The organism is Carbonatibacter coralli, from assembly GCF_039592655.1.
GTDB classification, from domain to species: domain Bacteria; phylum Pseudomonadota; class Alphaproteobacteria; order Kiloniellales; family Kiloniellaceae; genus Carbonatibacter; species Carbonatibacter coralli.
Genome location: NZ_JBBUTJ010000001.1, coordinates 725,831 through 745,255 on the forward strand (window position 1 = coordinate 725,831; position 19,425 = coordinate 745,255).

Here is a 19,425-nt window from a genome sequence, read left to right on the forward strand (position 1 = left end):
GATCATGACAGTTTCCAGCACTCCTTCTGCCGCAGATTATCTGAAAAAGGCCAAGCGTCTTGTCATCAAGATCGGCTCCGCTCTTCTGGTGGATGAAACCACAGGGCAACCCCGTCATGACTGGCTGGAAGCCCTGACAACAGAAGTGGCCCGCTATCGCAAGGCCGGTGTTGAAGTCGTTCTGGTGTCCTCCGGTGCAATCGCAGTCGGACGCCTCCATCTTGACCTGATGCACACCAAGCTGAAGCTGGAAGAAAAACAGGCCGCTGCCGCAACCGGACAGGTCCTGCTGGCCCATGCCTATCAGGAAGCTCTCAAGCCTCATGGTCTGACGCTGTCCCAGGTTCTCCTGACCCTTGAAGACACAGAGGAACGCCGCCGGCATCTCAATGCACGCAACACTCTCAACACCCTTCTGAGGTTGGGGACGATCCCGGTTATCAACGAGAACGACACCGTCGGCACATCCGAAATCCGCTTTGGCGACAACGACCGGCTTGCAGCACGTGTTGCCGCCATGATCAACGCCGATCTTCTGGTCCTGCTGTCCGACATTGACGGTCTCTACACAGCGGATCCGAAAAAGAATCCCGACGCCCGGTTTCTCCCCGTCATTGAGGAGATCACACCGGAAATTGAAGCCATGGCCGGTGAAGCCGTCCCGGGCTTCAGTACTGGCGGCATGGTCACCAAGCTTGCAGCGGCACGCATTTCCGTTGGTTCCGGCACCAACATGATCATCACCAACGGTCACGAGTCAGCTCCCCTGACCCGGATCGAAGGCGGTCAGCGCGCCTCTGTCTTTGTGGCGGGAATGGAACCGAAAACAGCCAAGAAACGCTATATCGCCGGAACCCTGAAACCCTCAGGCGCCCTCCATCTGGATGCAGGCGCCGTCAAGGCACTCAAGGCCGGGAAGTCCCTGCTTCCAGCCGGTGTGGCGAAAATCGAAGGCGATTTTCTGCGCGGTGACGCGCTGAGCATCTTCACTCCGGAAGGGCAGGAAATTGCCCGGGGGCTGGTCGCCTATGACAAACGCGAAGCCTTTCTGATCATGGGGCGACGTTCAGCCGATATCGCCCTTCTGCTGGGCTATGAAGGACGCGACGAGATGATCCACCGCGACGATCTCGTCCTCCTCTGAAACAGCTGTACAGCACTGGTCATTGACAACAACTTATTCTACTTTAATAACAATTCCGGCTTTCCGGGCAAGGAGCACAAGACCATGAACGATCTGCATCAGCAAATGCAAACCCTCGGTCAGGCCGCCAAAACTGCGGCGGCAAAGATGGCTCTTGCTTCACCGGAACAGAAAAACCAGGCCCTCCGTGCAGCAGCACAGGCACTGCGTGATCAGTCCCGAAAGATCATGGATGCCAATGCCCTTGATATGGCTGCAGGCGAGGAAAAGGGACTGAGTGACGCCATGCTGGATCGCCTTGCGCTGAATGCCGATCGCATTGAAGCCATGGCAAGGGGACTGGAAACAATCGCAGAGGCTGCCGATCCTGTGGGGAAAACCCTGAAGGAATGGGAACAGCCCAACGGCCTGCGCTTCAAACAGGTCAGCGTGCCCCTTGGTGTCATCGGCATTATCTATGAAAGCCGTCCGAATGTGACAGCCGACGCCGGTGCCCTTTGCCTGAAGTCCGGCAATGCCACAATCCTGCGCGGCGGCTCTGAAAGCTACAATTCTTCCGGGGCGATCCTCGAAGCCCTGCAAAGCGGTCTGGAAGCGGCTGGTCTGCCTGCTGCTGCCATTCAGCGTGTCCCGACCCGTGACCGCGAAGCCGTCGGCATTCTGCTGACCATGAGCGAGACCGTTGATCTGATCATTCCCCGCGGGGGCCGTGGCCTGATCGAGCGCATTATGAACGAAGCCCGCGTTCCTGTTCTGGCCCATCTGGATGGTCTCTGCCACACCTACCTGCACGCTTCTGCTGATCCGGAAATGGCCCGCACTGTTGTGCTGAACGCGAAGATGCGCCGCACAGGAATTTGTGGAGCGACAGAAACCCTGCTTGTGGACCAGGGCTTTTCTGACGAGGCTCTTGTGCCAATCCTGAAAGAGCTTCAGGAAAAAGGCTGCGCACTGCGCGGATCTGCAGAAATCGGGAAACTGATTGGGGATGTCAGCCCGGCCACAGACGAAGACTGGGACACAGAATATCTGGATGCCATCCTTTCTGTGAAACGCGTCGCCAATATTGCCGGAGCGATTGAACACATCAACCGGCATGGCTCCCACCACACCGAGGCCATCATTGCCGAGGACGGCGAGGCTGTAGAGCGGTTCCAGCGTGAAGTGGATGCCGGGATTGTCATGCACAACACCTCCACCCAGTTCGCCGACGGCGGCGAGTTCGGAATGGGCGCAGAAATCGGAATCTCCACTGGGAAAATGCATGCACGCGGACCTGTCGGTGCCGATCAGCTGACCAGCTACAAATACTGCGTTACAGGCTCCGGTCAGACCCGTCCCTAGGGGATCGCAAACAGAACCATGAGACAGAACCGCCCCTTTGCAACACCTCACACTCTGGCCCGGGAGCTTGGTGCACACCTGCCCTCTCCCGGACAGAGGATCGGTTTGCTGGGTGGCTCCTTCAATCCTGCACACGAAGCCCATCTCGACATCAGTTTGCAGGCCATGAAAAGTCTGGGGCTGGATGAAGTCTGGTGGCTTGTCAGCCCGCAGAACCCGCTCAAATCCGAAGACGGCATGGCCCCCCAGGACATTCGTCACCTGCAGGCAGACGTTTTTGCGGCAGGACACAGACGCATCAGGGTCACGCGTCTGGAAAGCCTGCTGGGCACGCGCTACACCCGCCACAGCCTTGATGCGCTGCAAAAGCACTTCCCGAAAGCACAGTTTGTCTGGCTGATGGGCAGTGACAATCTCGCCCAGATTACAAAATGGCACGGCTGGCAGGAAATCTTCACAAAGACATCAATTGCAGTTTTTTCCCGTCCGTCCTATTCTTTAAGGGCATCTGCATCAAAGGCAGCGCAGCGTTACCGCCGACACCGCCTTCCCGAACGCAGAGCACGGAAGCTGTCAGGATATAAAGCCCCCGTCTGGACACTGATCCACGGGAAGCTTTCCAGCCAGTCTTCCACCAAACTGCGCGAAACTGCTCCGGACTGGGCAGACAAAGTCGCTCTGCACAGGGCGCCCCCTTCCTAGGGACTTCGCGCAAGTGGTCAGTGTTATCGCTGTTTTCGGGAAAACAGTGCAGCGTTGACGACCAGCCGGACTCCGGTTCACAAGTCCCTTGCGGGATTGATAACCGGGCGTTATTGTCCGCGCTTCTGCTACAGCTTTGGGCCGATGCGCCAACGGGGCTTGTGGCTCGCTTTCTCAAGCCTCATACAGAAACTGATCCTGTGCCGAGCAGTGCAGGGCCTCACGGAATGCAGTCCTGCTGTTTTCCGAACCCGAATGATGGAGCAAAACCATAGTAGAGAACCTTCAGGTTACAGGCGCAACCTCCCCCCAAGGCGCCCCGCTCGATGATCTGAGCCAGAGCCGTCACCTTCTGGACGTCATCACGACTTCACTGGACAGTGACAAGGCAGAAGACCTGGTCGTGATCGATCTCGAAGGAAAATCCAACATCGCAGACTTCATGGTCATCACCAGCGGGACCTCATCCCGCCACGTGTCATCCATGTCCGACCACCTGCTTCGCAACCTCAAGAACGAAGGCCTGAAAAGCCTGAATGCAGAGGGCGCCGAACGGGGCGACTGGGTGCTGGTGGATGCCGGTGATGTCATCGTGCACATCTTCCGTCCGGAAGTACGCGCCTTCTACAACCTCGAAAAGATGTGGGGTCTGGAACTTCCAGAATCCTCCCAGCCTTTCGTTGAGCAAGAGCCTCACTGACAGAACACATCGCGCAGGCAGCTCCAAGCTGCAGCGCGTGATTGAAGAGGCTGGCAGACATGCGTTTGACTTTGATTGCCGTTGGGCGAGCCAAGGCTGGTCCGGCGAAAGAGCTTTTTGATCTCTACCAGAAGCGACTGGGGAACGGACGCAGCGGAGCGGGCTGGTCCCTTTCTCTCAAGGAAGTCGAGGAAAAGAAAAACCTGCCAGCCGGACAGCTCAAAAGACGCGAAGGCGAACTGCTCCTTTCCGTTGTCCCCAAAGGCGCCCTGATCATCACACTGGACGAACGGGGCAAGGAGCTGACAAGTCAGAGCTTTTCCGAACGCATGAGCCGCTGGCAGGACGACGGCCACCAGGATGTCTGCTTCCTGATCGGGGGCGCCGACGGGCTGGACGATGCTGTTCGGGCCAAAGCGGATTTCTCCATCTGTTTCGGACGGATGACCTGGCCTCACATGCTTGTGCGCGGCTTGCTGGCCGAACAGCTCTATCGTGCCAGCTGCATCGCTTCGGGACACCCCTACCACAGGGAATGACAGACCCGTTCCCTTCATCCGGGGCATTTGAAAAAACTGTGTTTTTTCGCTGTTCAGGGGTGCACTTCCCTCAAAATGTGCTTAGACTTGCCGCCTGACTTCCCTTTCACACAAGATCGGATGCACGAGAGCAATGTCTGACGTCACCATTACGTCTTCTCCCCTTCCCTTTACCCGAAAAAAAAGCAGCCGTCCTGTCCTGCTTTGTATTCTGGATGGCTGGGGAGACAGACAGAAAACGACGGACAATGCCATCACCGAAGCCTCAACTCCTCTCATGGATCGCCTGGGCGAAAGCCTGCCTTCAGCCCTTCTGAAAACCTGTGGCCCGGATGTCGGCTTGCCGGAGGGACAGATGGGCAACTCCGAAGTGGGACACATGAATATCGGTGCAGGGCGCGTTGTCATGCAGGACCTGCCCCGCATCAACGCAGCCATGAAGGACGGAAGCTTCCAGAAGACCCCTGCCCTTCTGCAAACCATTGAAACCCTCAAGGAAAATGGCGGCGCAGCCCATGTTCTGGGACTACTCTCCAGAGGAGGCGTCCACGGTCATATGGATCATGTCCTCTCGCTGATCAGCACCATCAGGGAAGCAGGAATCCCTGTCAGGGTGCATGCCATTCTGGATGGGCGGGACACCGCCCCACAGGCTGCACTGGACGATGTGACAGCTTTTGAAAAAGCCCTTGGGAACGGTACAGGTGCCCAGGCGTCTATTGTCTCTCTGAGTGGACGTTACTTCGCCATGGACAGGGACAAGCGGTGGGAACGCGTCCAAAAAGCCTTTGATGCCATGTGCAACGCAAAGGCTCCAAGAGTCAGATCAGCGACAGATGCAATCCGCGACAGCTACAGCGCCGGTGTCTACGATGAGTTTGTCGAGCCTGTTGCTCTGGAAGGCCATGAAGGCATGCAGGAGGGCGATGCCCTGATCATGACCAACTTCCGGACAGATCGCGCCCGGGAAATCCTTGATGCCTTTCTCCTGCCGGATTTTGATGGTTTTGATGTCACATCCCGCCCTGTTTTCTCTTCGGCTCTCGGGATGGTTCGCTACTCTGATGCACTGGAAGCGCACATGGGATGCCTGTTTCCCCCGCAGACACTGGACAATGGCCTGGGTGTTGTCGCCTCGCAGGCAGGGCTCAGCCAGTTCCGGATCGCAGAGACCGAAAAGTATCCGCATGTGACCTATTTCTTCAACGGCGGAGAGGAGGAACTCCTCCCCGGAGAAACGCGCTGTCTTGTGCCATCCCCCAAGGTGGCAACCTACGATCTCCAGCCTGAAATGTCCGCCCATACCGTAACGGAACAACTGGTCGCAGCCATTGAATCCGGAGACTATGATTTGCTGATCTGCAATTATGCCAACTGTGACATGGTCGGGCACACCGGGTCTCTGGAAGCCGCCATGCAGGCTGCCGGAACTGTTGATGAATGCCTGCAAAAGGTGACAGCCGCCATGGAAACTGCCGGTGGCAGCCTGATCATCACGGCCGACCACGGCAATGCGGAACAGATGCTGGATGCGGAAACAGGGCAGCCTCACACCGCCCATACACTCAATCCTGTTCCGGTCCTGCTCTTCAACGGCCCCGACAACTGCCGCACCCTTGGCAACGGACGCCTTGCAGACCTGGCCCCCTCCATTCTGGAACTGCTGCATCTGGAACAGCCGGCAGAGATGACAGGGCTCTCCATTCTGAACAGAGAACTCTAAGGCATGCCGAAGTTCACAGAAAAACAGCACAGAAGGCGCAACGGGGGCGGATCTGCTCCTGCTTCTGCCCTGACAGCTGTTCTTTTGTCAGCCTTTCTGTTCGCCTTGCCTGTTTCCGCCCAGCAAAGCCAAAACGAACAGGAGTTGCAGCGGCTTGAACAACAGGCAAAGGAAGACGAAGCCCAGGCTCGCAAACTCGAAGCCCAAGCCCGGAAGGACAGGCAGGAGATCAAGGGAGCCAGAGGGCAGCTCATCGCAGCAGCAAACAAAATCCAGAACCTTGAGGAAGACCTCACCCGTATCGAAAACACCCTGGACACTCTGGAAGAGGAAGAAAGCGACAAGGGCAGTCGGCTTTATGAAAACCGTCAAAGTCTGGCCCGGGTTCTCTCTGCTCTTCAACGGATTGCCATTCAGCCTCCTGAAGCCATTGTCGCGGCCCCCGGAGACCCGCTTGATACCGTGCGCAGTGCCATTGTTCTGGAAACAGCAATTCCCGATATTGAAAAGCAGGTCAATGCCTTGCGGGATGATCTCTCTGCACTGGCTGAACTGAGGGACCGCATCCGGCAGGAACGCGAGGACCTGCTGGCAGCACGACAGGATCTCCAGAAGGAACAACGCTCTGTTGAAAAGCTTCTCGGCCAGAAAAAGGCACAGGAGAAGAAAAACACCGCAGCGCTGGAGCAACGGCGCAAGCGCGCCAAGGCACTGGCCGACAAGGCCAATGGACTGAGAGATCTCATTGCCCGCCTCAAGGAAATCGACAGGCAGCAGCCCCCCCTGCCAAAGCCCAAACCCTCGGCACCGGAAACATCAGGCTCACGCAACAATGAACAGGAAACGGCAGCACTGACACCATCCTTTCAGGTGACTGAAGAGCAGATCCGGGCTTTCCCCAAACGCCCGAACGCTTCAGTCCTCAGCCCCGCACGCGGCTCGATCACGAAAAATTTTGGGCAAAACCGGGCAGATCAAACTACCTTTAGGGAAGGAATTCTGATTGAAACGCGCCCGCGCGCCCAGGTGATCGCTCCCTTCGATGGTCGCGTCGTCTATGCCGGAAATTTCAGGGGCTATGGAAACATGATCATCATCGAGCACAGTGACAGACCCGGTCTTCTGGACAGCGAAAGCAGCTATCACTCTCTTCTGGCCGGATTAAACGAGATTTCGGTTCTGGAAAACCAGCTTGTTCTTGCCGGCGAACCCCTCGCCTGGATGCAAGACGGGTCCCTGACAAAACCGGAGATCTATTACGAACTTCGTCGTGGTGGGCGGCCCATCAATCCGCTACCATGGTTAAAACGCTAAGACAGGAGCAACAGACTGGTTCAACAGTCTTTTTAGAAGACTTTGATCAGAAATCAGCTAAACTCCTCTATAAATAAAGCCGAACAGGAATTTCTCGGCAGTCGACGGAAAAGGTAGGAAATAATGCTACGCCACATGACAGAAACTTTGACAGCCACCCTGACAGACCGCCCGCTGAAGGCTTTGGGACTGTCACTCGCACTGGCTGGCGGGTTAGGCCTTTCTGCCCTTCAGACTGCCCCTGCCCTTGCTCAGGAAAGTGAGGAAAACTCCCGTCTGGACACCTACAACCAGCTCCAGCTTTTCGGAAATGTCTTCAAGCGTATCAAGGAAGACTATGTTGAAGATGTTTCTGACGAGGAACTGATCGAGTTTGCCATTCAGGGCATGCTGAGCCAGCTGGATCCTCATTCCAGCTACCTGGACGCAGATTCCTTTCGTGACATGCGCGTTCAGACACGCGGCGAATTCGGAGGCCTTGGCATTGAAGTCACAATGGAGAACGGCTTCGTAAAGGTTGTCACTCCGATTGATGACACACCCGCCGCCCGTGCCGGCATCATGGCTGGTGATTACATCACACATCTGGATGGAGAAGCCGTCCTCGGCCTGTCCCTGCAGGACGCCGTCGAGCGCATGCGGGGCGAAATCGGCTCGGACATTATCCTGACAATTTCCCGGGATGGTGAGGAAGCAACTTTTGATGTGACCGTCAACAGGGATGTCATCAAGGTTCGTTCCGTGCGCCATCGGACAGAAGGCGATATCGGATACGTCCGGATTTCAGCCTTTAACGAGCAAACCACACCGGGGCTGGAAAAAGCTGTTGAGGAACTCCGTGCAGAACTGGGTGACGACATGAAGGGCCTCGTTCTTGACCTGCGTCTGAACCCCGGCGGTCTTCTGACTGAAGCCATCTCGGTTTCCGATGCCTTCCTTGACCAGGGGGAGATCGTCTCCACACGCGGTCGCGACAATGCAAATGCACAGCGCTTCAATGCCCGTGACGGTGACCTGATTGACGGCCTGCCAATGGTGGTACTGATCAATGGTGGTTCCGCTTCTGCCTCGGAGATTGTTGCCGGTGCCCTTCAGGACCACCGCAGAGCCGTGATCATGGGAACACAGTCCTTTGGCAAGGGTTCTGTTCAGACCATCATTCCCCTGCTGGGACACGGCGCAATGCGTCTGACGACAAGCCGTTATTACACTCCTTCCGGCCGCTCCATTCAGGCTGAAGGCATTTCCCCGGATATCATTGTTGAACCGGCCCGTGTCGAAACAATCGATATCAGCGGTGGCCGCCGTGAAGCCGACCTCAGAGGCGCTCTCGAAAACAAGGGCGGCACAAACGGCGAGGAAGACGATCAGACTGCAGCCAACGCAGAGGATCAACGTCCGACCGATTACCAGCTGGATCGCGCCCTCGACCTGATCCAGGGGGTCTCACTCTTCCAGGTTTCCCAGGCAGGCAACTAACAAGCAACCGGGAACCTCCCGCCAAAAGGATCGGGGCAACTCCTGAAAGGGTTGCCCCGATTAACCCTTCTGTAAGAGGCTTTTGAGAAACTTGACCTCTCACCCTCAACCGGACTGATGGCTCAAAACTGTCAATCCACTTCAGGAAACACTTCTTCAGGCAGGTTGCATTGAACTGGAACAAGACAGCGTTGATCGTTTGCTGGTGCCTGTTCCTTCTGGTTCTTGGTGGCGCCACAACTCTGGTCGTTACATCCCCTGACACAGAGCTGCCCTATGTCTATTCTCCGGAAAAGGATGACAGCACCAGCAAGCAGGCCTCAGCTTCGGAAAAGGCCCCGGACAAAAGAGACGTTCCGGATCGCATACAGGCCTACAGCGCTGATGCGGAAGAACCGGAGGCTACTCTGGAGGATACTCCGCCCACCGCTGAGGATACCGCCCAGACAGAAAGCACCGAACCTCCTGCAACAGAACCTTCTCCGTCAGACACAGAGACCTCTGAAACAGAGGATCAAACCGCCCCCCCGGCCACAGGCGGGGAATCTGAACAGCCTGTGGAACAGTCTACAGCAGAAACAGCTCTGTCAGAGGACACCACCGGGACGGACAGCCAAGCTTCAGCAACAGAACAGGGCAATCCCGCCCGGGATCAGCAGGCCGCTCTTACGCCGCAACATCAGGACACAGCCCCCAGAGCGCCTGCCGTGGAAGCAGACACGCGTCCGGCATGGCAAAAGTATGCGTCCAATAACAAATACAATGACAGAAAGCCCCGGATTGCTGTCGTCGTCTCCGGACTGGGGCTTTCCCGCGCCGCGACAGACGCAGCCATCAGGCAGCTTCCTGCCGAGGTCAGCCTCTCCTTCAGTCCCTACGCCAAGCAGCTGGAAGGCTGGATTGCCCTTTCCAGATCGCTGGAGCATGAGATCCTGATGGACCTCCCGCTTGAACCTTCCGAATATCCGAAGGATGATCCAGGCCCCAGAACCCTCCTGACAGCTGCCGATCAACAAACCAATCTCAGAAATCTGGACTGGATTTCAAGGCGCGGAAGCGAGGTTATCGGCTTTACAGCCTTTATGGGCGGGCGCTTTGTGACATCGGCTTCCCAGATGGACAGCCTGTTTGATTATCTCAAGGTCCGGGGCTTTGCTTTTCTGGACAACGGCCTGAACCCGGGAAGCCTCACACCGTCTGTCGCCTCCTCCAAACAGGTGCCCTACGCCGTCGCCAACAGCGTTATTGACAACACACAGCTCAGCCGTGTTGTCATCGATTCAAAGCTGGCACAGATTGAGAGACTCGCTGTGGAAAACGGCAGTGTGATTGCGCTCGGCCGCCCCTATCCTGTTACACTGGAGCGTCTGGCAAACTGGACAGGCGAGCTGGAAGCCCGGGGTTTTCAGCTGGTCCCGGTTTCTGCCGTATTGAACTCTCCCCGGTAACATCAGTCACAGATTCGAAACCTCCCCTATCTCCACTCAGGAAATATCCGGAACATGGGCAAGAAAAACACAGAGATCAATCTTGAAGCACTCCCCTATCGCCCCTGTGTGGGCATCATGCTGATCAACAGGCAAGGACAGGTTTTCGTTGCACAACGCATCGACAATCCCGGAGAAGCCTGGCAAATGCCGCAGGGCGGTGTTGATGAGGGAGAAGATCTTCTGGATGCAGCCAAACGGGAATTGTTCGAGGAAACCTCTGTCAAAAGCGTTTCCCTGATCGCCGAGAGCACCGACTGGCACAAATACGACCTCCCGGCCGAGCTTGTCCCGAGGGTCTGGAAAGGCCGCTTCAGGGGGCAGAAGCAAAAATGGTTTGCCTTCCGTCTCGAAGCCGATGACCAGGAAATCAACATCCGGACCAGCCACCCCGAATTCTCGGACTGGAAATGGGTCCCTGTCGAGGACGTTCCCGGGCTGATTGTCCCGTTCAAAAAGGAACTCTACACAAACATCGTCGCAGAGTTCAAAAAACACTGCGTTGCGGTCTAGGTCTTGTGCCATTCCATGGGACGGCAGTAGATCCCCTTGATCTGCTGTCTGTCACCCATCGGGCAAAAGCCCATTTTCTCATAAAAGCCTTCAGCATAGGATGACGCAAAGACTGTTTGCTTTCGGGGCATCAGCTCCTTGCGGCTGACCTCGATCAACTGGCGTGCCAGGCCATGCCCCGCACTTGTGCTCCTCACAAACAGGCTGAAGATGTGCTGGCTGGTTTCTCCTGTCGAAGCATCCGTTGATCGCACTTCACAGAAGGCTTCAACGCCACCCGTTTCATCCTGAACCACCCAGCCGACACTGCCGCTGGAATGCCGGAAGAAAAGCTGCTCGGGAGAGATAAAATCGACGAACTCTTCCCAGGCCTTTTCTGTAAAGTCCTGCCTGAGCAGAGTACTGGCCTCCGCAATCACCAGATCGGAAACCTGCTGAAAGTCATCCAGCCCCAGTCTCCGCAGTATCCGCCCTTGCCTGAGAAAAAGTGGTGTCATAATGCCTGCTGCCTGCTCTCGAAAGTCTTTGTTCTTTTTCTTCGAGTGCGCCCAGAACACTGCGAAATGCCCGGAAAGTCAAGCGCACAAAAAAAGCCCGCGCAAAGTGCACGGGCTTTTTCCATTTTTTATCAGGCTTTTAAAGGCTTATTGGGCAGCCTTCAGCAATGCTTCGTTCAGCACAACTTTTTTCTGCGCAGCTTCACGGGCAGCATCATCCTTGGCATCAGCCAGATCTTCCTTGGCGTTTTGCAGTTGCTGTTCAACAGCAGCCTTGTCGATCTCGCCGACGGGCAGCGCATACTCGGCAAGAACGGTGCAACGCTCTGTTGTGACTTCAGCAAAGCCACCAGCTACGAAGATTTTCTCTGATACAGCCTTGTTGTCATAAACAGAGATGACACCATGGCGCACAGTGGAGATCAAAGGCGCGTGACGCGGCAGCACACCAAAGTCACCGTCTTCACCCGGAACGACAACCATGTCGACGGACTGGGAGAAGAGGAGCTTCTCTGGTGAAACCAGTTCAAACTGGACCTGTTCTTTGGCCATGTTTTTCTTCCTGCTACCGGACGGTCAATTCAACTGATGGGAAGGATCAGGCCCTGAGACCTGATCCCATCCAGCAGACTTAAGCGGCTTCTGCAGCCATTTTTTCTGCCTTGGCAATGGCTTCGTCGATGGTACCAACCATGTAGAAAGCAGCCTCTGGCAGGTGATCGTAGTCACCGTTCAGGATGCCTTTGAAACCGCGAATGGTTTCATCAAGCGGAACCTGAACACCAGGAGAACCGGTGAAGACCTCAGCAACGTCAAACGGCTGGGACAGGAAGCGCTGGATCTTACGAGCGCGCGCAACTGTCATTTTGTCTTCTTCAGACAGTTCGTCCATACCCAGGATCGCGATAATGTCCTGCAGGTCCTTGTAGGCCTGAAGAACACGCTGAACACCACGGGCAATGTTGTAGTGCTCGTCACCGATCACGGATGGCTCCAGAATACGGCTGGTGGAGTCCAGCGGATCAACCGCAGGATAGATGCCCAGCTCGGCAATCTGACGGGACAATACTGTTGTCGCATCCAGGTGAGAGAAGGTTGTTGCAGGCGCAGGGTCAGTCAGGTCATCCGCAGGAACGTAAACGGCCTGTACGGAAGTAATGGAACCCTTCTTCGTGGAAGTAATACGCTCCTGCATACCGCCCATATCTGTTGCCAGAGTAGGTTGGTAACCAACCGCAGAAGGAATACGACCCAGAAGCGCAGACACCTCGGAACCCGCCTGTGTGAAGCGGAAGATGTTGTCTACGAAGAACAGAACGTCCTGGCCTTCTTCGTCACGGAAATATTCCGCCTGTGTCAGACCGGTCAGTGCAACACGGGCACGCGCTCCGGGAGGCTCGTTCATCTGACCGTAGATCAGGGAACACTTGCTGTCGCCCTCGAGTTTGATAACGCCGGATTCCATCATCTCGTGATAGAGGTCGTTACCTTCACGTGTACGCTCGCCAACACCCGCGAATACGGAGTAACCACCGTGTGTTTTCGCGATGTTGTTGATCAGCTCCATGATGGTCACGGTCTTGCCGACACCCGCACCACCGAACAGGCCGATTTTACCACCCTTGGCGTAAGGCGCCAGAAGGTCGATGACCTTGATACCGGTGACGAGGATTTCCGCGTCAGTGGACTGCTCTTCAAAAGCAGGGGCCTCACGGTGGATCGGGAAGCTGCGCTTGTGACCGATGTCACCACGCTCGTCGATCGGCTCACCAATCACGTTCATGATGCGGCCCAGTGTTTCAGGTCCAACCGGAACCTGAATAGCGTCGCCAGTGTCAGCAACTTCCTGGCCACGTGTCAGGCCTTCTGTTGCATCCATAGCGATGGTGCGAACAGTGTTCTCACCAAGGTGCTGACCAACTTCCAGAACCAGGCGCTTGCCATCGTTCTGTGTTTCCAAAGCGTTCAGAATCGGAGGCAGATTGCCACCTTCAAACTGAACGTCAACCACGGGGCCCATGACCTGCGTGATTTTACCGACATTCTTATCAGACATCAGGTTACTCCTATGCCAAATGCGCTGCCATGGCCCTCGTTAGAGTGCTTCCTTGGCGGAGATAATTTCAATCAATTCGTTCGTAATAATCGCCTGGCGTGTCCGGTTGTACTGGATGGACAGCCTGTCGATCATTTCGCCTGCGTTCCGTGTTGCATTGTCCATAGCGGACATACGCGCGCCTTGCTCACTGGCGTTGTTTTCCAGCATCGCCTTGAAGATCTGGACAGAAATGTTGCGAGGCAACAGGTCTGACAGGATTTTCACGTCGGATGGCTCGTAGTCATAAACCTGACCAGCGGACAATCCGGATGCTGAAGCGTCATCGCCCTCGCTGCTGTCACCAGCAGTGGCTTCAAACGGAATGAGCTGTTGAGCAGTCGGAATTTGAGAAATCGCTGACTGGAACTGGGAATAGAACACAGTACAGGCATCAAATTCGCCATCTTTGAACATCTGCAGGATACGGTCGGAAACCGCAGCAGCCTTGTCAAAGCTCAGCTCTGGCTTGGCGATGTCTTCAATTGTATCCACAATCTGTGCGCCATAGTCACGACGCAGCAAATCGCGGCCCTTGCGGCCAATGCAAAGGATTTTGATCTCCTTGCCATCGCGGAGGAGCTCATCAGCCTTCAGACGCGCAGCCTTTGCGATAGAGGTATTGAAACCACCGCAAAGTCCCCGGTCAGCTGTAGCCACCACGAGAAGGTGAACATCATCCTTGCCAGTGCCAGCCAGAAGAGGAGACGCACCCGGCATCTTGCCTGCCGCAGAGGCAAGAGAGCCCAGCATCCGTTCCATACGCACGGCGTATGGACGGGACGCTTCAGCCTGCTCTTGCGCTTTGCGGAGTTTTGCCGCTGCGACCATCTTCATCGCAGAAGTGATCTTCTGCGTTGACTTGACGCTGCTGATCCGCAGTTTGAGGTCTTGTAAGTTAGGCATCTCGTATCTTTCTCGTTGCCGTTACAACCTCTCGTCCGGCCTTAGACAAAGGTCTTGGAGAAGGAATCCAGGAAGTCTTTCAGTTTGCCTTCAAGCTCACCGCTGAGAGCCTTCTTGGTACGAATTTCTTCCAGAATGTCAGCACCATTGCCGCGCAGTTCGGACAGCAGCTTTTCTTCAAAGCGGCCAACTTCACGAACTTCCAGCGCATCCAGATAGCCACGGACACCTGCGAAGATAACAGCAACCTGCTCTTCAACAGTCAGAGGCTTGTACTGAGGCTGTTTCAGCAGCTCGACCAGACGGGCACCACGCGCCAGCAGACGCTGTGTTGCGGCATCCAGATCGGATGCGAACTGGGCGAAGGCTTCCATCTCGCGATACTGGGCAAGCTCCAGCTTGATGGAACCCGCAACCTGCTTCATCGCCTTGATCTGCGCAGAGGAACCAACACGGGATACAGACAGACCAACGTTAACCGCCGGACGGATACCCTTGTTGAACAGGTTGGTTTCCAGGAAGATCTGACCGTCGGTAATGGAAATCACGTTGGTCGGGATAAAGGCGGAAACGTCACCACCCTGGGTTTCGATCACCGGCAGAGCTGTCATGGAGCCCGCACCGTTTTCGTCGTTCAGCTTACAGGCACGCTCCAGCAAACGGGAGTGCAGGTAGAAAACGTCACCAGGATAGGCTTCACGTCCAGGAGGACGGCGAAGCAGCAGGGACATCTGACGATAGGCAACCGCCTGCTTGGACAGATCGTCATAAACGATCACGGAGTGCATGCCGTTGTCACGGAAGTACTCGCCCATTGTTGCACCGGTGTAAGGTGCCAGGAACTGCAGGGGAGCCGGATCGGAAGAGGTCGCGGCAACAACGACGGAGTATTCCATCGCGCCGGCTTCTTCCAGAGTCTTCACCAGCTTCGCAACGGTGGAACGCTTCTGGCCAACAGCAACGTAGACACAGAACAGCTTTTCACTGTCGGAAGATGCCGCGTCGTTGGATGCCTTCTGGTTCAGAATGGTATCCAGGGCGATCGCAGTCTTGCCTGTCTGACGGTCACCAATGATCAGCTCACGCTGGCCACGACCGATCGGGATCAGGGAGTCAATGGATTTCAGGCCGGTTTGCATCGGCTCGTGAACGGACTTGCGCGGGATGATGCCAGGCGCCTTGACCTCAACACGTGACCGTGTGACGTCTTCCAGCGGACCCTTGCCGTCAATCGGGTTACCCAGCGCATCGACGACACGACCCAGAAGACCACGACCGGAAGGTACGTCCACGATGGAACCTGTACGCTTGACGTTGTCGCCTTCCTTAATGTCGCGGTCAGATCCGAAGATCACAACACCGACGTTATCGTTTTCAAGGTTCAGGGCCATACCCTGAATACCGTTGTTGAAAACAACCATCTCACCAGCCTGAACATTGTCCAAACCATAAACGCGTGCCACGCCATCCCCGACAGAAAGAACCTGGCCAACTTCAGCTACATCAGCTTCAGCACCAAAATTTTCGATCTGACTTTTGAGAATGGCAGAGATTTCAGCGGCGCGGATGTCCATCACCCAACCCCTTTCATCACCAGTTCAAGTCTTTGAAGTTTAGTACGAACGGAGCTGTCAAGCATCTGACTGCCGATCTGAACGATCATGCCCCCGATCAGTGATTCGTCAACGGTCACATCAACCTCGACCTTGTCGCCAAACTTGCCAACCAACGCATTGGCGACAGCTTTTTGCTGGGTCGCGGTCAATTCATGTGCCGCAGTAACTGTGGCGCGAACTTCACCGCGGCGGCGGGAAAGTTCGACCAGAAATGTCTTCGCAATGTCTGAAAGTGCAGCCAGACGACGATTTTCGGAAACAACCAGAACAAAATTGCGGGTGATCTCGTGAGCACCGAATTTGTCCAGCATTTCGGAAAGAGCTTTCGCCTGTTCTTCGTGGCTGTAACGAGGAGACTCAAGCAGCTGGCGCAAGTCAGCATTCTCCTCAATCGCGGCATCAAGGCCCCTGAGGTCTTCTGCGACTGCATCCAGCGCGGATTTGTCATCGGCAATATCAAGTAGCGCAGAAGCGTAGCGCCCTGCCAAGCCGTTCAAGCTAGTGTTTACGCCTGCCAAGCTGATAGCCCCCAAATAAATTAAGGCTGAACAGAAACGCCGAAAAGGTGGAGTTCTTCCGGCATCCTCGTCTGTTCTGAAAGCCAAACAACGATCATGATGTAAGACAAGACAGTTCGAACAAACTGTCTCAAGCGCGGGTTTCGTATCACAGACCCATAGGGGTTTCAAGCCGAGTCCGTCGCTTTTCAGCTTTTCTTTGCCGTCTACCTGCGGTTTTTGACAAAAGAAAAAGACCAAGAGCCCTGATCAGGCTTTGGCTGACAGAAACACACGCACCAAACTTTTATTTATCTGCGCTACGAAACGGGGCAACCTTACACAGTTCCCCCCTGTCAGATCAAGTCCGATCAGGTCCTCTTTGCCATTGTTCCCGAAATGTTTTGCAAAACCGCTATCTAGAAGAAGGAATAGGGGTCAACATCCACAGTGACACGAATGGATGAGGGAATCTTTTCCAGATCCAGCCACTGCCTGACCAGCCCCTGTACCGGAACCGAACGGCGGGCCTGCAGCAGGAATCGGCGCCTGTGTTTTCCGCGCAGCATCGCAATGGGTGCAGGGACAGGGCCCAGAACGCGATAGTCCTGTCCTTCCGGTGCTTTCCGTCTCAGCTTCAGACAAAAGTCATCCAGCGCCTGCGGATCTGCTCCACTGACAATCAGCGCCACCATACGCCCGTAGGGCGGAAGACCGCCTCTGGACCTGTTGTCCGCCTCCTCCGCCAGGAAGCGATCGCGATCACCGGAGGCAAGAGCCTGCATCACAGCCTGATCCGGGTCGTGAGTCTGTAAAAGAACACGCCCCTTTTTCTCCGCGCGTCCGGCCCGCCCGGCCACCTGGTGCATCAACTGGAATGTCCGTTCAGCCGCTCTGGGGTCGCCTCCGAACAGCCCGAGGTCCGCATCGACAACCCCCACCAGGGTCAGATCGGGAAAGTGATAGCCCTTGGCAACAACCTGTGTCCCGATCAGGAGATTGACGTCACCCGACTGAACTCTCTCGACCATTGTCCGGGTCATGGCCGGAGACGTCAGGCTGTCACTGGTCATCAGAGCCAGTCGGGATTCCGGAAAAAGCAGAGCTGCCTCTTCCGCGATTCGCTCCACACCCGGACCACAGGGCACAAGCGTGTCCTCGGCTTCACAGGACGGGCAGGTCTCCGGCCGGGCAACCTGATACCCGCAGTGGTGACACTGCAGCCGCCCCCATTGACGATGCTCCACAAGCCAGGTCGCACAGTGGGGACACTGGAAACGGTGCCCGCAGGTTCTGCAAAGCGTCAGAGGCGCATAACCGCGGCGGTTCAGAAACAGCATGGCCTGCTCACCCGCATCCAGCGTCTGCCTGACAGCTTCACGCAGTGTCGGAGACAGAAACGCAGCGGCGCGCCCCTCCCTGGGAGGCTTGTCCACCCGCAGGTCCACAAGCCCCACATCCGGCAATCCCGCACCGCCATGGCGCCCGGGCAGGACCAGATGCTCATAGCGTCCGTTTTGCGCATTGGTGATGGTTTCCAGCGCCGGTGTCGCAGATGCCATGACAATGGCTATTCCCGCCTCCTTTGCCCGCACCACAGCCATATCCCGCCCGTGATAGTGCACTCCATCCTCCTGTTTGAAGCTGGATTCGTGCTCCTCGTCCACCACAATCAGGCCAAGATCGGGGAAAGGCAGAAAAAGCGCCGAACGCGCACCGATCACCACAGGCGCACGCCCCGAGGCAACCGCCCGCCAGGTCTTGCGTCGCTGTGACGGTGTCAGATCGGAATGCCACTGGGCCGGCTCGACACCGAACCTGCTTTTGAAACGACCGAGCCATTGCGCGGAAAGGGCGATCTCCGGCAGAAGAACCAGAACCTGTTTCTGCTTTTCGAAAGCCCTGAACATCGCTTCGAAATAAACTTCGGTCTTGCCTGAACCTGTCACACCATCCAGAAGAATCGGCCGAAACCCCTCTTCATCAAGCGCAGCAACAATGGAGCGTGCAGCACTGTCCTGATCCGGCGACAGCGTCGGACCTGTCATGGAAAGATCCGGCAGGGGAAAGGCGGGTTCACTCTGTTCCTCGTAACGGGTCAGAACCGCTGTCTTTTCCAGTCCCTTTACAACCGAGGGAGATACCCCTGCTTCACGGGCCAGATCTCCCGGAGACCAGCCTCCTCCCTTTTGCAGAACCGAAACAACCTTTCTTCTCGCATCTGTCAGTTTCACAGAAGAATCAAAGGCATCAGAAAGCCTGAGCTGCTGCAACCCCTTCTCCGGAGCAAAGGCCGCCGGAACAGACAGCGCCATCTTCAGGACTGCACCAAGCGGAGCCAGGGTATAATCGGCAACCCACTCAATGGTTTTCATAAGCTCTTCAGTCAGCGGGGGAACATCCCGGACAGACAGAACAGAGCGAAGGCGGGAAAGTGCATAGGCCTCCCCCTTTCCCGTTCGCGTTTTTTCAAACCAGACAACGCCTGTGAGCTTGCGCGGACCTACGGGAACCTCGACCAGCGCACCCGGCACAAGCCCCATGGCCAGACCGTTCGGATCGAGTGGAGCCAGATAGTCATAGGGCTCCTCAACCGGAAGCGGCAGCAAAACACGACAGCGCTCTTCCCGGGGAGGATTCCCTGACGGGAACGCCTCCTGCGAAGCAAAAAGATCTTCTGGGGATTGTTGTCTGGAAGTCACCGCCAATCCAATTCGCCTGTTTTTTCCGGATTCCTGTATCGACAGACTCCCTTTTAGCAGAAAAAGGCTGATCCATAACAAGGCTTTGGAAAACAAAAACAGGGAAGCCGGACCGTCTCCACAGAGGACCTTGACGATTCGGCCCCGGCCCCTCAGTCTGTGCAGGA

At 56.1% G+C, this 19,425-nt stretch carries 17 protein-coding genes; 10 read left to right on the forward strand and 7 right to left on the reverse strand.

Going from position 1 to position 19,425, the window contains the following annotated elements:
- The first annotated feature begins 4 nt into the window (after positions 1–4).
- The 10 genes from proB to AAAH10_RS03380 all read left to right on the forward strand — a co-directional run bounded on the left by proB (position 5) and on the right by AAAH10_RS03380 (position 10,945).
- On the forward strand, positions 5–1,144 hold the full coding sequence (gene proB / locus AAAH10_RS03335) for a glutamate 5-kinase (RefSeq protein WP_343560520.1): 1,140 nt from the start codon (positions 5–7) through the stop codon (positions 1,142–1,144).
- Between the two features lie 84 nt (positions 1,145–1,228).
- Complete coding sequence (locus AAAH10_RS03340) at positions 1,229–2,488, forward strand: glutamate-5-semialdehyde dehydrogenase (protein WP_343560523.1); 1,260 nt, start codon at positions 1,229–1,231, stop codon at positions 2,486–2,488.
- An 18-nt stretch (positions 2,489–2,506) separates the two neighbouring features.
- Positions 2,507–3,190 (forward strand): nicotinate-nucleotide adenylyltransferase, encoded by a 684-nt coding sequence (locus tag AAAH10_RS03345; protein ID WP_343560525.1) that lies wholly within the window; start codon positions 2,507–2,509, stop codon positions 3,188–3,190.
- A 373-nt stretch (positions 3,191–3,563) separates the two neighbouring features.
- Positions 3,564–3,890 carry a ribosome silencing factor gene (gene rsfS / locus AAAH10_RS03350; RefSeq protein ID WP_503128503.1) on the forward strand — a complete coding sequence of 109 codons (327 nt, stop codon included), beginning with the start codon at positions 3,564–3,566 and terminating at the stop codon, positions 3,888–3,890.
- Positions 3,891–3,949: 59 nt separating this feature from the next.
- Entirely contained in the window at positions 3,950–4,429 is a 480-nt protein-coding gene (gene rlmH / locus AAAH10_RS03355; protein WP_343560527.1) for a 23S rRNA (pseudouridine(1915)-N(3))-methyltransferase RlmH, read from the forward strand.
- Positions 4,430–4,562: 133 nt separating this feature from the next.
- Positions 4,563–6,152 carry a 2,3-bisphosphoglycerate-independent phosphoglycerate mutase gene (gene gpmI, locus AAAH10_RS03360; RefSeq protein ID WP_343560529.1) on the forward strand — a complete coding sequence of 530 codons (1,590 nt, stop codon included), beginning with the start codon at positions 4,563–4,565 and terminating at the stop codon, positions 6,150–6,152.
- A 3-nt stretch (positions 6,153–6,155) separates the two neighbouring features.
- Positions 6,156–7,466 carry a murein hydrolase activator EnvC family protein gene (locus tag AAAH10_RS03365; RefSeq protein ID WP_343560530.1) on the forward strand — a complete coding sequence of 437 codons (1,311 nt, stop codon included), beginning with the start codon at positions 6,156–6,158 and terminating at the stop codon, positions 7,464–7,466.
- A gap of 135 nt (positions 7,467–7,601) precedes the next feature.
- Complete coding sequence (locus AAAH10_RS03370) at positions 7,602–8,945, forward strand: S41 family peptidase (RefSeq protein WP_343560531.1); 1,344 nt, start codon at positions 7,602–7,604, stop codon at positions 8,943–8,945.
- 170 nt (positions 8,946–9,115) lie between these two features.
- Entirely contained in the window at positions 9,116–10,393 is a 1,278-nt protein-coding gene (locus tag AAAH10_RS03375) for a divergent polysaccharide deacetylase family protein (protein ID WP_343560532.1), read from the forward strand.
- Between the two features lie 54 nt (positions 10,394–10,447).
- Positions 10,448–10,945, forward strand: coding sequence for an RNA pyrophosphohydrolase (locus AAAH10_RS03380; RefSeq protein ID WP_343560534.1), 498 nt, complete (start codon positions 10,448–10,450; stop codon positions 10,943–10,945).
- Here the strand turns inward: AAAH10_RS03380 and AAAH10_RS03385 are convergent.
- The 7 genes from AAAH10_RS03385 to AAAH10_RS03415 form a co-directional block, all read right to left on the reverse strand.
- Positions 10,942–11,442 carry a GNAT family N-acetyltransferase gene (locus AAAH10_RS03385; protein WP_343560536.1) on the reverse strand — a complete coding sequence of 167 codons (501 nt, stop codon included), beginning with the start codon at positions 11,440–11,442 and terminating at the stop codon, positions 10,942–10,944. The two genes, AAAH10_RS03380 and AAAH10_RS03385, sit on opposite strands and share 4 nt — an antisense overlap.
- A 147-nt stretch (positions 11,443–11,589) precedes the next feature.
- The gene (locus AAAH10_RS03390) at positions 11,590–11,994 is read right to left on the reverse strand and encodes a F0F1 ATP synthase subunit epsilon (RefSeq protein WP_343560537.1); all 405 of its coding nucleotides are present in this window, start codon (positions 11,992–11,994) and stop codon (positions 11,590–11,592) included.
- A 79-nt stretch (positions 11,995–12,073) separates the two neighbouring features.
- Positions 12,074–13,498 (reverse strand): F0F1 ATP synthase subunit beta, encoded by a 1,425-nt coding sequence (gene atpD / locus AAAH10_RS03395; RefSeq protein WP_343560539.1) that lies wholly within the window; start codon positions 13,496–13,498, stop codon positions 12,074–12,076.
- Between the two features lie 39 nt (positions 13,499–13,537).
- On the reverse strand, positions 13,538–14,443 hold the full coding sequence (locus AAAH10_RS03400) for a F0F1 ATP synthase subunit gamma (protein WP_343560541.1): 906 nt from the start codon (positions 14,441–14,443) through the stop codon (positions 13,538–13,540).
- 41 nt (positions 14,444–14,484) lie between these two features.
- Positions 14,485–16,017, reverse strand: a complete 1,533-nt coding sequence (atpA, locus tag AAAH10_RS03405) for a F0F1 ATP synthase subunit alpha (protein WP_343560543.1) — start codon at positions 16,015–16,017, stop codon at positions 14,485–14,487.
- Positions 16,017–16,556, reverse strand: a complete 540-nt coding sequence (locus AAAH10_RS03410; protein ID WP_343560545.1) for a F0F1 ATP synthase subunit delta — start codon at positions 16,554–16,556, stop codon at positions 16,017–16,019. The genes atpA and AAAH10_RS03410 overlap by 1 nt, the downstream gene beginning before the upstream one ends.
- A 419-nt stretch (positions 16,557–16,975) precedes the next feature.
- Positions 16,976–19,258 carry a primosomal protein N' gene (locus AAAH10_RS03415; protein ID WP_343560547.1) on the reverse strand — a complete coding sequence of 761 codons (2,283 nt, stop codon included), beginning with the start codon at positions 19,256–19,258 and terminating at the stop codon, positions 16,976–16,978.
- Positions 19,259–19,425: the final 167 nt, after the last annotated feature.